This is a genomic window from Citrobacter cronae, assembly GCF_016893685.1.
GTDB lineage: Bacteria > Pseudomonadota > Gammaproteobacteria > Enterobacterales > Enterobacteriaceae > Citrobacter > Citrobacter werkmanii.
In genome coordinates, this window is the sequence record NZ_CP069763.1 from 256086 (window position 1) to 268160 (window position 12075).

12 protein-coding genes are annotated in these 12075 nt (G+C 55.0%); 2 read left to right on the forward strand and 10 right to left on the reverse strand.

Annotated elements, in window-relative coordinates; genetic code table 11:
- Positions 1 to 447 precede the first annotated feature (447 nt).
- Positions 448 to 720, reverse strand: coding sequence for a Ni(II)/Co(II)-binding transcriptional repressor RcnR (gene rcnR / locus JSN25_RS01155; RefSeq protein WP_003825567.1), 273 nt, complete (start codon positions 718 to 720; stop codon positions 448 to 450).
- A gap of 120 nt (positions 721 to 840) precedes the next feature.
- Here rcnR and JSN25_RS01160 point away from each other — a divergent pair, with 120 nt between their 5' ends.
- A complete protein-coding gene (locus JSN25_RS01160) occupies positions 841 to 1653 on the forward strand; it encodes a nickel/cobalt efflux protein RcnA (protein ID WP_038633375.1) in 813 nt (270 codons plus the stop codon).
- A gap of 45 nt (positions 1654 to 1698) precedes the next feature.
- Here JSN25_RS01160 and JSN25_RS01165 read toward each other — a convergent pair whose 3' ends face one another.
- The 7 genes from JSN25_RS01165 to JSN25_RS01195 form a co-directional block, all read right to left on the reverse strand.
- On the reverse strand, positions 1699 to 3081 hold the full coding sequence (locus JSN25_RS01165) for an amidohydrolase family protein (RefSeq protein WP_087856766.1): 1383 nt from the start codon (positions 3079 to 3081) through the stop codon (positions 1699 to 1701).
- A gap of 12 nt (positions 3082 to 3093) precedes the next feature.
- Positions 3094 to 4044 (reverse strand): carbamate kinase family protein, encoded by a 951-nt coding sequence (locus JSN25_RS01170; RefSeq protein WP_087856767.1) that lies wholly within the window; start codon positions 4042 to 4044, stop codon positions 3094 to 3096.
- A gap of 26 nt (positions 4045 to 4070) precedes the next feature.
- Entirely contained in the window at positions 4071 to 5621 is a 1551-nt protein-coding gene (locus JSN25_RS01175) for a hypothetical protein (RefSeq protein ID WP_038633383.1), read from the reverse strand.
- 117 nt (positions 5622 to 5738) lie between these two features.
- Complete coding sequence (locus JSN25_RS01180; protein WP_204525391.1) at positions 5739 to 7157, reverse strand: YlbE family protein; 1419 nt, start codon at positions 7155 to 7157, stop codon at positions 5739 to 5741.
- A complete protein-coding gene (fdrA, locus tag JSN25_RS01185) occupies positions 7157 to 8704 on the reverse strand; it encodes an acyl-CoA synthetase FdrA (protein WP_204525392.1) in 1548 nt (515 codons plus the stop codon). The genes JSN25_RS01180 and fdrA overlap by 1 nt, the downstream gene beginning before the upstream one ends.
- Positions 8682 to 9470 carry an oxamate carbamoyltransferase subunit AllH family protein gene (locus JSN25_RS01190; RefSeq protein ID WP_069324845.1) on the reverse strand — a complete coding sequence of 263 codons (789 nt, stop codon included), beginning with the start codon at positions 9468 to 9470 and terminating at the stop codon, positions 8682 to 8684. The genes fdrA and JSN25_RS01190 overlap by 23 nt, the downstream gene beginning before the upstream one ends.
- 126 nt (positions 9471 to 9596) lie before the next feature.
- Positions 9597 to 10202, reverse strand: a complete 606-nt coding sequence (locus JSN25_RS01195; RefSeq protein WP_085048781.1) for an ankyrin repeat domain-containing protein — start codon at positions 10200 to 10202, stop codon at positions 9597 to 9599.
- Positions 10203 to 10593: 391 nt separating this feature from the next.
- Here JSN25_RS01195 and JSN25_RS01200 point away from each other — a divergent pair, with 391 nt between their 5' ends.
- A complete protein-coding gene (locus JSN25_RS01200) occupies positions 10594 to 11523 on the forward strand; it encodes a LysR substrate-binding domain-containing protein (RefSeq protein ID WP_038633395.1) in 930 nt (309 codons plus the stop codon).
- Positions 11524 to 11558: 35 nt separating this feature from the next.
- Here the strand turns inward: JSN25_RS01200 and JSN25_RS01205 are convergent, their stop codons facing one another.
- Both JSN25_RS01205 and yjdI read right to left on the reverse strand, forming a co-directional pair.
- Complete coding sequence (locus JSN25_RS01205) at positions 11559 to 11831, reverse strand: GNAT family N-acetyltransferase (RefSeq protein WP_003033869.1); 273 nt, start codon at positions 11829 to 11831, stop codon at positions 11559 to 11561.
- Positions 11832 to 11842: 11 nt separating this feature from the next.
- Positions 11843 to 12073 carry a 4Fe-4S mono-cluster protein YjdI gene (gene yjdI, locus JSN25_RS01210; protein WP_038642853.1) on the reverse strand — a complete coding sequence of 77 codons (231 nt, stop codon included), beginning with the start codon at positions 12071 to 12073 and terminating at the stop codon, positions 11843 to 11845.
- Between the last annotated feature and the right edge of the window lie 2 nt (positions 12074 to 12075).

Here is a 12075-nt window from a genome sequence, read left to right on the forward strand (position 1 = left end):
TCATTCGTCTTATGCCGTCTGCCTGTCGGGTCGGGGCGGAGTCATCGCTTCAACGCTCTGACTTCCAGTTAAATCTGTTTTGCTGTTTAAACAAAAAACGCAAATGGTCAGGTGTGGGCTGGTCCGGCTGAAAATTGCCGACGTGTTTCCGTAAGGCCGGGAGAGCCAGCATGGATGCTGGMTCAGGGCGCGCTTTGCARGGACGCTACCTCGCGCCCGGCCCGGTAGCCTGGAGGAATGAGCGGAGGGGACCGCGGAGCGGCAATTTTCCCGCCRGGAGCCGGGATTGTAAAGGGCGTGGCGAAGAACGCCCTTTACWCGTTCACGGGTATCGATGCTTCAGATAAATGACACTGCTGAGGTGAACGGAACCCTGAGCAAGAATCACATATTCACCCTACATGCTTAACTTGACGGTATTGAACGTGGATGAGCCGTTCAACTGACTTATTTGATATACGAATCCAGTACTTTCAGGACCACATCCAAATCTTCTTCGCGCTTTATTTCATCGCCCTGATGCACGATGTGCTCGGTCAGATGCCCCTTAATCACCTCACGCATTAACCCGTTTACCGCACCGCGGATCGCCGCGATTTGCTGCAATACTGCCGCGCATTCATGCGGTTCATCCAGCATGGTTTTCAACGCCGCTACCTGCCCCTGAATCTTGCTGGTTCGGGCTTTCAGCTTTTGTTTGTCGCGGATCGTATGTGACATAGCTTTACCTTTTTAACGTCTTGCCGTAGCGACAATACCATCGACATTCTACTGGGGGGTAGTATTTCATACTGGGGGGGAGTAGAATCGGGCAAAATTAAACAACTAAGAATCATTCTCATGGGTGAGTTTTCTACACTTCTTCAGCAAGGCAATGCCTGGTTTTTCATTCCCAGCGCGATTTTATTGGGTGTGTTACACGGTCTGGAACCGGGACATTCGAAAACGATGATGGCGGCCTTTATTATTGCCATTAAAGGCACCATCAAACAGGCGGTGATGCTGGGGCTGGCGGCTACACTCTCGCATACCGCCGTGGTGTGGTTGATAGCACTGGGCGGGATGTATATCAGCAAAGCGTTTACCGCCCAGGCCGTTGAGCCCTGGCTGCAGTTTGTCTCGGCGATTATTATTCTCGGCACTGCATTCTGGATGTTCTGGCGCACCTGGCAGGGAGAGCAGAACTGGCTGGCCCGGACGCATCACCATCATCACCACGAACACGATCATGACCATGCCGCGCTGGCAGGGCTGAGCGAGGGTTCAAAAGAGTATCAGGATGCCCACGAACGGGCGCATGCCACTGATATTCAGCGCCGCTTTGCGGGCAAAGAAGTCACCAACGGTCAAATATTACTGTTCGGCCTGACCGGCGGGCTTATCCCGTGCCCAGCCGCCATTACGGTGCTGCTGATATGCATCCAGCTCAAAGCCTTCACGCTGGGCGCGACTATGGTGCTGTGCTTCAGCCTAGGACTGGCGTTGACGCTGGTGACGGTGGGTGTGGGCGCAGCAATCAGCGTACAGCAGGCGGCCAAACGCTGGAGTGGATTTAATACGCTGGCACGCAAAGCGCCTTATTTTTCCAGTGCGCTCATTGCGATGGTCGGCTTATATATGGGCATTCACGGCTATATGGGGATCGTCGGTTAACGAGCAGAGTGCGCAGCAGCAGTTGCCGCTGCGCGTAAATCCAGACTAGCTTGCGACATTCCCCCACACCAGTTGTCCTTTATGGAAGGTCGCGGTGCGGGGGGAGATGCGGGCAACCGCTTCTGCCGAACAGGAGGCATCCACCAGCACAAAGCTGGCTTCATCCTGCGCTTTCGGCCACACGCGTTCACCTTTATCGTTTAGCGGCAGCACATCGCCGGTGGCAAGAAACAGCGCGCGCGACAGGTTAAGCTCGTTGGGGCGAATATAGAGCTGCGCGTACAGATTCGCCTTCTCCAGCATGTCTCCCAGCCCGTACGGCGACCAGTGGTCAATCACGCTGTCGGTCCCGGTAATCACCTCCACGCCTTTGTCACGCAGTTGTTTAAGCGGCATATGCAGCGTGCCAATCGGCACCGTCGAGGCAATGGTAATCTGCTGAGCAGCCATACGAGTCGCCAGCGCGTCAACCTGCTGTTCGTTCAGCGTTGCCAGCGCGAAAGCGTGGCTGATGGTCAGTTTGCCCTTCAACTGCGGCGTTTTCTCTACCGTTTCCACCATGTAATTCACCGCCGCCACGCCCGCCGGACTGGTTTCATGCAGGTGAATATCCACGCCTTTATCGTAATCCAGCGCAATCTGAAACATAGTGTCGAGGGATTTTTCCATCGCCCCGTCCACGCTGGTTGGGTCCAGACCGCCAACGTAATGCGCCCCCGCTTGCATCGCTTCACGCATCAGCGGTTCAGATTTTGATAACAGCAGGCCATGCTGCGGAAATGCCACGATTTCACAGGCAAAACCCGGCTGACGACGCGCCAACACCGCCTGCAAGTTTTCCAGGTTTTTCAGCCCGGAAACCGGTTCGATGTTGCAATGGCTGCGGGCGATCGAGGTACCTTTGGATTGCAGCAAATCGATAAGCTTTTCCGCGCGCTCCTGGGTGTAAGGCTGGAGTTCAGGCAGCAGCTTTTGCTCCAGGCGGATCATATCCTGAATAGTGGTGCCAGCCGGACGGTTCAGTGAGCGCCACGGACCGCCATAAAAGGTTTTATCCAGGTGGATGTGCATGTCGCGCATAGCGGGCAGCATCAGCTTGCCGCCCGCATCGTAGTGCGGTAGCGTCGCATCCGGATGCTGCTTATTCTCGCGCAACGCAACGATTTTCCCGTCCTGGATTTCGATGGTTTGCAGCGCGGTACGGGTATGGACTGCCACCGAATTTTCGTACTCGAACCCGGCTTCCAGCAGGACGTTATCCAGGTAATAGTGTTTATCGTTAATCGTCATTGTGCTCTTCGACCCGCAGGTGTTCCCGACAGGATTAGCAGCATACGCGACCGGGGCCACCGCGCCAAACAGCGCGGCAGCGGTCACCATTTTTCCGCTCTGGCTTAAAAATTCGCGGCGGCTGTTACTTTCTTTCATTCGCATCTCCTCTCAGGAATGGACAATGTGGGTACCCGTTTCGCCGCGGAGTGCGGCGGGCAGACATTCCGGCGTGGTGATGATTACCCGCTTACCGCCGCGTGCCAGGAATGTCAGGCTGGCAACGATTTTGGGTAGCATGCTGCCCGGCGGGAAATGTCCTTCCTGCATATAGCGGGTCATCGTGGCGACATCCACCGTATCCAGCGCCTGCTGCTCAGGTTTGCCAAAGTGAATACACACTTTCTCAACACCGGTGGTGATCACCAGAATGTCGGCGTGAATCTCCTGCGCCAGCAGCGCTGTGGAAAGATCTTTATCAATCACCGCGTCCACGCTCTGGTAATCACCTTGCTCACCACGCACCACCGGGATCCCGCCGCCGCCCGCGCCAATCACCACAAAGCCTTGCCGGGTTAGCGCCTTAATCGCCTCCGCTTCGACGATGCGCTTCGGCTCTGGCGAAGCGACCACCCGACGGTAGCCGCGCCCGGAATCCTCCACAAAGCGCCAGCCGGGATTGACCCGCAGCAGTTCATCGCGCTGGGCTGCGTTAAAGAACGCGCCGATAGGTTTGGTTGGATTCGCGAAGCCCGGATCGTTTTTGTCGACCTCCACCTGGGTCACCACGGTGACCGCTTTCTGCTCGCCGCGCCGCGCCAGACGATTGTTCAGCGCTTGTTGGATCAGATAACCGATGCCGCCCTGGGTATCGGCGACACAGTTTGCCAACGGGGTCAACGGCAAACCTTCACGCTCATGCGCGATTTCCGCCCGTCGCAGATCCAGCCCCACCTGCGGTCCGTTACCGTGCGTCAGCACAATGTTGTAGTCCGATGCCAGCATCTCCAGCACCGTATCCGCCACCGCTTTCACCGCTTCAGCCTGGTGCGCAATCGACTGGCTGGCGTTATCTTTGATAATGCTGTTGCCGCCAATGGCAACGACCACAAGTTCTTTCATAGTGTCATCTTCCGCTTGCAGGCGATTCAGGTGGATTTTGTCGGTTGCTGCTCAGGCGCAGTCACCGCTTCACGGCTGTCGAGCACGTGCTTGAGGACAAACATGCCGCTCATCATCAGGTAGGCCAGCACAAACATCATTGAGCTGCCCTCTGCAAAGCCGACCGCCGGGGAGTGGATCACGCCAAACAGCGACAGCAGTGCGCCAAAGGCGGCGGCAATCGCCCCACGCAGCGGCTTATTCATAATGGCGAAGATGGCGACACAGCCCCACAGCATGCTGGCCAGCGGCGCGCCGCTTCCCAGATGCACCAGCCCGTCGTAATAGACGCCTTTGCTGTGCAGCAGGTCGCTACCGAGCTTACCGGCTGACGTACCGGCCGCGCCCATCACGCTATTAACGATGGTTAGCGCCCAGTTAGCGATCCACGGGAACAGACAGATGAAGATAACGGGAACCTCGACTTTGGGCGTTTCTCGCACCACCTGGTTGGCGGTCACCACGCCGATAAACACCAAAATCGGCACTATCGCGGTCATCGGAATAATGGCGAGCATAAACGCGCCCAGACCAAACAGCGGTACCAGGAACATGGTGATGCCTGAAGCGAGGGTGTAACCAATGCTGGCGCCCATCGCCTTCCAGCCTGCATGGCCGACATACACGGTCACCGGGAACGGGTTGCCCAGCATGCAACCGAGCATGGAGGCAAAACCGTTCGCCATCATGACCTTACGGGTGTTGTACTCATCGCCTGCGGCGTGCGCGCTTTCTATATTTTCGAGGTCAAAAATGTAGTTCGCCAGACCCAGAGGCACCGCAGACGCCAGATACGGCAGCGCGTGCGGCAGCCCTTGCAGGAAGCTGTCGACATGAATTTCCGGCGGGTTAAAGCCAAAAGAAGACATCGACGCTTTAATCGCTTCCGGGCTTTGCAAACCTGAGATCCACGCCAGGGCCGTCCCGGCAATCAGCAGCAGCAAACCGGTAGGAATACGGGCAAAAATCGGCTTCTTACCGAACCAGTTAATAAAGATCAGCAGCAGGACGATGAAAGAAACGGTTGGCGCTTCAAATGCCTGCAGCATTGGGTTCATCGCCAACAGCAGCAGGCCCAGGCCGGATAAACAAGAGAGCAGTACCGTTCGTGGGATCATCTTGCGGATGGTCTCGCCCAGGAAGGAGCCGCCCACCAGGATTAACGCTTCCACAAAGCACCATACCAGCGCAATCTGGATGGCGAAGTTGGCATCTTTGGTTTGCTGATAAACCGGCATCAGCACCAGGAAGGTCACGGTAAAGATCGACGGTGCGCTCGGCCCGGACGGCAGCGCCGTTACGTCATTACGTCCGGTATGTTTTGCCATTTGCAGGCCAAACCAGGCGTAGCAGACGCTGGCCACCAGCACCGCCAGGCCAAAGGCAGGCGCAATGCGGCCATAGACTATTTCGGTTGGGATCCCGACGACAAAAATGAGCAGCCCCATCATTGTCAGCAGGTTCGTCAGGTTGTTGGTCATCAGCCCAAAGTAAGCCGCCCAGTCACCACGTTTCCATTCTAGTTTTATGCTGTTCATGGAATATCCTTAACAGGTTAAGCATCGTTTGCGATCGCGGAGATCGCCCAGCCCTGCAGGTAAGCAACGTTTTGCGCTTTGCTACTGTGGGGCTAACACCGTTAGCCCCGGTTGTTGTTATTTGCAGTAGCGGTCACGCCAGTTGAGGATCGCCTTTTCAAAACAGGCGAACGGCGGGTGAACGATTCCGGCGCCGATCATGCCGATCCCCGCATCTTTGTGCGCAATGGCGGTGTTGATCACTGGCAAAATGCCGGTGCTGCCCACGCGCGTAATGTCGATAGCAGTCGGTACGCCCATAAAACCGAGCAGCGGAATGGTAACGTTGGGGTTTTCACCGAGGGTGATTTCGCGCATCTGGCGAGAGAAATCGACCGCCTCCTCGACCGTACCGCCGACCAGCGCCACAATGGCAGGCGCCGTCGCCATGGCAAAACCGCCAATGCCATAGGTTTCGGTAATCGCGCTATCGCCAATATCGCGCCCGGAATCTTCCGGCTTATAGCCCGCGAACATTGGGCCAATCACCTGCTGCGCCGGACCGGTAAACCATTGCCCCGGCAACCCGCTGACGCGCAGACCGAACTCGACGCCGTTACGCGCCATCGTCGTGACCACGGTGCTGTATTCAATGCCGTGTGCAGCGTCCATCGCGGCTTTACACATCGCCATCCAGGTCGGCCCGGAGAAGTAATCACTGCTGAGGACGAACTCGAATACCTCGCGCTGCTGCTCAACCGGATAACCGGTCTGGATGATCCACGGCGTTAGCGCCTGAATCAGTAGCGCCGTCCCGGCGTTGTTACGGTTATGGCATTCATCGCCCATGTGCAACGCCTGCGCCAGCATCAGACGCAGATCGATTTCGCCCGCCAGTTTCATGGCATCACGCAGCATCGGTCCCATCACATCGCGCATCCAGTTCAGGCGATCGATAACGCTCTGATCGTTCGCCCCCATGCGCAGGATCTTCGCCATCTGCTCGCTCATATTGGTATATGCGCGGTTGCCGTAGGTTTTGTTCTCCACGATGTGCATAAACATCGACGCCGACGTCACACCCGCCATCGAGCCAACACAGTCATGCTCGTGGCACGGAGAGAAGATGATCTCCCCCGAGGCGGCCAGTTCGGCGGCTTCATCCAGATCTTTCGCCAGCCCTTCAAACACCAGCGCCCCGGTTACCGCGCCCTTCATCGCGCCGCACATTTTTTCCCAGCGGATCGGCGGGCCGGCGTGCAAAATGGTGTTGCGGGTCATGCCCGGCACCACGTTGATGGCCTGGTCATAACCAATCAGCACCGGATGTGACTGGATGATGCGCTCCAGCGCCTGCTGGTTAGCGGCCGCGATTTTGTCCGCCAGCGGCGAATCAGCAATGTCGTCCAGCGCCGCGACCACCTGCATGTTGCCCTGGCCCGGCGGCGTCCAGTCAAGCTGGGTTACCGGTACGTTCTGTTTTTTCAGGTCATCGCTGAACATCGCGATGCCGACGTTAATCACGTTCAGCGGCTGGTTAAACAGTGTCTGGCTCATCAGGCTTCCTCCCCTTTACAGATAAATTCACGCGCCAGCAATCCGGTGTTGGTACTACTGCTCGCCCAGATAACCCCGGCATCGGTCAGCATCTGGCACTGTTTTTCCAGCGACGGCGTATCGAGATCGGTTCCCAGCACATAGCCGAGGATTTCCAGAGGACGACCCTCTGCGGCGGCGATCTCTTTGGCTTCAACGATCGCGTCCAGCATCACCCCGACCGGATCTTCATGCGATCCAAATCCAAGTACGAAATCCATCACGATCACGCCCACTTCAGGATCGCGCGCCTCCTGCAGCAGACGACTGATACGGTTGGTGGGATCGATCATCGGGTGTGGTTTACCGTTGGTAAAATCGTCATCACCGAAATCAAGGAAGGTATGCGCCACGCTGCGGTTGAGATCTTTCAGGCGGAACGCCGGATCGGGGTGAATGTTGCTGTAAACCTGCGCGTGTTTTTCCATGGCGGCAAACATCGCCTCATCACACAACGTGCCGCCGCAGAATAAGCCACGGATGTACTTTTGCTGTGGGGTCAGGCGGGCGCGGACCTCTTCAATCAGCGGCCAGTTGAGCGGATGCAGGTCCAGGCTCTCTTTTTTCACGCCGGTCAGCAGCACCGCTTTCAGCGCCGCTTCTTTGGTACCGCGTGCAAACTGCAGACCTTGTTCATCCGCAGGCGCGGCTTCGCGTCCGAGGAAGCACACCACGACTGGCTTTTGGCAGGCGCGCGCACGCTCCAGCACCTTGCGCGCCACCGCTGGGGCAGGAGGTTTAGAGATAAGCGCAATGATTTCGGTTTGCGGATCGGCTTCCAGCATGCCAATCGCATCAAGCATCATCAGGCCGCCAATCTTCTCACTCAGATCGCGACCACCGGTGCCAATCAGTTGGGAAATCCCGCCGCCAAATTCATGAATGCGCACGCTCAGTTCCTGGCTGCCAGTGCCGGATGCGCCCACAATCCCAATGTTGCCGCGACGTACCGCGTTGCCAAAGCACAGCGCCGCGCCGTTAATAATGGCGGTTCCGCAGTCTGGCCCCATCATCAACAGACCCTTTTCGTGCGCCAGCTGTTTTAGCGCCAGTTCATCCTCAAGAGAAACGTTGTCAGAGAACAGCATCACATTGAGGTTATTTTGCAGCGCCTGACGCGCTTCACGCGCCGCAAACAAACCGTTGACTGAGATCACCGCCAGATTGCTGTCAGGAACATGCTTTTTCGCGCTGGCGAGCGTGGCATAGCGCGCTTCATGCTGGCCGCCCTGCTCTTTATGCGTAAACAGATCTTCAATTGCGACCAATGTCTGGTCGTTCGCCGCCTCGCTGGCGCCTTTAATGACAATCATCAGGTCGCCACTTTTCGCCTCTTCCAGTTCAGGCGTCAGCAGGCCGAGATTCTTCAGCACGCCCTTGTTCATTTCCGTAGCCATCGCCACGAATGCCTGCTCAACGCCATCGAGCTTATTGGCGCGTGTGGAGATAGACATCAGTGAAACGGAATCAAAATACGTGTTCTTTTTAACAACTATCCTGATCGACATAATTCCCTCCGGACCTGTGGCTCAGGGCGCAGGCGTCCGCCATGCCATACAGCATGTCGCAGCCAGAACTTGAGCCGATATTTTTAATGTCAGTAATATATTGCGTAGAAACGGGTTGTTGCTCAGTAATAATATGCTGCAGCAGCCGCACGACGCTTTCCCGATAACGTTGATGCAAAGCTTCTTCGAGCGTTATTTTGCTAAGTAGCGTCGTATTATTTCCGGCGCATTGTAATGCCGCTAAAAAATCCCCACGATATTTCTCCAGCGGATGTCCTGGGATTAATAAAATGGCACTTAAGCCCACTAAATAATCATCGGATGATGGCGTCAGGCCAATTCCCAGACCAATTAAATGGCTGGCCGCTGTTGAAATATTTACTCCCGTATATAGCGCCGCTATTAGTGTCTGTCGGCGGTTGAGTAATTGACGGGTGATTTCCTGATAAAACGGGTTGTCCCCCTGATACAAAAATAATGTGTCGTCGCTGCTTAACTGTTGGCGGATTACCTCTTCCCAGCGCTGCCAGCGGACTGCGGCGAGGGTTACTGTATCTGCCGTCCACTGTGGTATGCGCCACGGCAGGCAACCAGAGGTCTCTATCCATTTATCTTTGCCAACGGCTATCCCCGACTCGGTAAATCTGACCTGCTCACCGGGGAGAAACAGGTTCGCGCAATGCGTCAGCGCCAGCCGACAGCTATTAGGCGCGTTATCACAACCTTCACTCAGCAACGTCAACAGTCGCTGCTGGTCAGGTATCAACAGGTTCACCGCGCGGGAAAAAACCTGTTCAACTTGCCCCGTCCCCCGGAAAGCGAGAAACGCGCTATCTGCGGTTAGCGCCTGTACGCATCGCCGTGATGGCGTAGCGATAGCGGCGCTCCTCTGTCAGGCTCCGGCGGCAATCAGCAGCTCGGCAATTTCGTGATAACCTTTCTCCCGCGCCAGTTCCAGCGGGGTTTTACCGTATTTATCCGTCATATGCGGGTTTGCGCCATGGTCAAGTAGCAGCTTGACGATCTCCTGCTGCTTCGCGCCGCCATCATTAAGCACAATGGCTTCCAGAAGCGGCGTCCAGCCCACGAAGTTGGTATGGTTGACATTGATATCGGTACGCAGCAGCAGCTCGCGTACGATCTCCACATGACCTTTTTCACTGGCTGGCGTAATGCCTACGCCGCCAAAACGACTCAGGCAGTTAAGGTCGGGGTTAGCAGGTAATACGGTACGCAGCAGCGTTAAATCGTTAGTCAGGCAGCTAATCAGGAAAGGATTAAAACAGGTTTGGTCCTGTTTATTAATATCGGCACCGGCGGCAATCAATAAAGAAACACAGTCATAATGCTTATTCAGGCTGGCAATAATAATGGCGGTACGTCCCTGGCGGTTCGTGGCATTAATATCCACATTTTTTGCCAGACAGGATTTTAATCCATCGGTATTACCTTGTTCTGCCGCCAGCAGAAATTCAGTAATGAGTTCTTTCTCTGACATAATTGCTCTCCTGCAGTTTTTTAGACTTTCTAAATATCCGATAAGCTGAGAATAGCAACAGAGTGTAGAGAATAACATCCGCTTAAATTTCATTCATCGTAAGCGCGTCAATTATTGAATAAAATTTAACAATGAGAGCAAAGCGTGCTGTAGTGCAATCTTTCCCTTATGGCTGGGGCGTTTTTTGCCACTCATTAATAGTCGGGTAAAACAAGCGGTATGCTGCGCGGATAGGGGCCTGCAATTAATATGCAGAAGTGTGATTGCCTTCAAATCAAATGTAAAACTAGTGTTAAATTCTGTTCAAAACTGATTGCTCTGTATAAGGATTACAAATACATTCAACAATCATTATGCGGCGGGGCGTGTTGGTAGCCTGAGGGGAGAAAAGATGAATTCCATTTTTACCGAGGAAAATCTGCTGGCATTTACCATGGCTGCCCGCTACAGCAGCTTCAGCAAGGCTGCGGAGGAGCTGGGCTTAACCACATCGGCTATTAGCTACACCATTAAACGCATGGAGATGGGGCTCGATGTGGTGCTGTTTACGCGTAGCACCCGAAGCATTGAGTTGACCGAGTCTGGTCGCTATCTGTTTCGCAAGGCCTCCGACCTGCTCAACGACTTCCACGCGATTAAGCGCAGCATTGATACCATCGCTCAGGGTATTGAAGCCCGGGTGCGCATCTGTATTAACCAGTTGTTGTACACCCCACAGCATACGGCGCGGCTGCTGCAGGTACTCAAGAAACAGTTCCCTACCTGCCAGATAACCGTCACCACCGAGGTGTATAACGGCGTCTGGGATTCGATCATCAACAATCTTGCCAATATCGCCATTGGCGCGCCCGATACGTTACTGGACGGCGGCGGGATTGATTATACCGAGATCGGCGCTATTCGCTGGTCGTTTGCCATTGCCCCGGATCATCCGTTGGCTTTTATGCCTGAACCGATTTCTGAGAGCCAGTTGCGTTTGTATCCGAACATTATGGTGGAAGACACCGCCCACACCATTAACAAAAAGGTCGGGTGGCTGTTACACGGTCAGGAGTCGATTCTGGTTCCAGATTTTAATACCAAATGTCAGTGCCAAATTCTGGGCGAAGGCATCGGTTTTTTACCGGATTATATGGTGCGCGAAGCGATGGAAAAGTCGCTGCTGGTCACGCGACAGATCCACAATCCGCGTCAGGATTCACGGATGCTGCTGGCAACCCAGCATTCGGCAACCGGTCGAGTCACTCAGTGGATTAAAAAAGAGTTTGGCCCGCAAGGGGTACTGACGGGCATTTATCAGGATTTGTTGCATCGGGAGTGATATGCCGGATAAGGCTATCCGGCGGAAATCAGACTTCAGGCGCGAATATCGTCGTACTCGCGGGTTTTATCAAATTCATGTTTGGCAAACGGACACAGCGGAATCACTTTGCGATTTTCAGCGCGCATTTTCTCCACCACCTTCGCCACCAGCTGTTTGCCGACGCCCTGACCTTTCAGACTGGGGTCAACATCGGTATGTTCAATGATGCTCAGGTGCTCGCCCGTCGGCACAAAGACAATCTCGGCAACCTGATTGCCTTCAGCATCGTTGACATAAAATTTGTTGTGGCCTGCAAGAATTTCCATGGTTCCCTCACTTATTTCTGGCGATATTTCAGCGCACCGCTTGGACAGGTATCGATGACCTTAATAACCGTCGCGACATCCACTTCATCGGGGATTATCCAGGGTTTGCGTTTCAGATTGAAAAGCTTCGCGCTTCCCCGCACGCAGTTTCCTGAATGCTGACATATCGCCGTGTTGAAGTAGACGTCAATCTTCTCGCCGGTATAGGCCCGGTAACCTGCCTCCAGTAGTTCCTTTTCCACGA

Coding starts and splice junctions, on each gene's coding strand:
- rcnR (WP_003825567.1), bottom strand. CDS start 720: ATGTCACATACGATCCGCGACAAACAAAAGCTGAAAGCCCGAACCAGC.
- JSN25_RS01160 (WP_038633375.1), top strand. CDS start 841: ATGGGTGAGTTTTCTACACTTCTTCAGCAAGGCAATGCCTGGTTTTTC.
- JSN25_RS01165 (WP_087856766.1), bottom strand. CDS start 3,081: ATGAAAGAAAGTAACAGCCGCCGCGAATTTTTAAGCCAGAGCGGAAAA.
- JSN25_RS01170 (WP_087856767.1), bottom strand. CDS start 4,044: ATGAAAGAACTTGTGGTCGTTGCCATTGGCGGCAACAGCATTATCAAA.
- JSN25_RS01175 (WP_038633383.1), bottom strand. CDS start 5,621: ATGAACAGCATAAAACTAGAATGGAAACGTGGTGACTGGGCGGCTTAC.
- JSN25_RS01180 (WP_204525391.1), bottom strand. CDS start 7,157: ATGAGCCAGACACTGTTTAACCAGCCGCTGAACGTGATTAACGTCGGC.
- fdrA (WP_204525392.1), bottom strand. CDS start 8,704: ATGTCGATCAGGATAGTTGTTAAAAAGAACACGTATTTTGATTCCGTT.
- JSN25_RS01195 (WP_085048781.1), bottom strand. CDS start 10,202: ATGTCAGAGAAAGAACTCATTACTGAATTTCTGCTGGCGGCAGAACAA.
- JSN25_RS01200 (WP_038633395.1), top strand. CDS start 10,594: ATGAATTCCATTTTTACCGAGGAAAATCTGCTGGCATTTACCATGGCT.
- JSN25_RS01205 (WP_003033869.1), bottom strand. CDS start 11,831: ATGGAAATTCTTGCAGGCCACAACAAATTTTATGTCAACGATGCTGAA.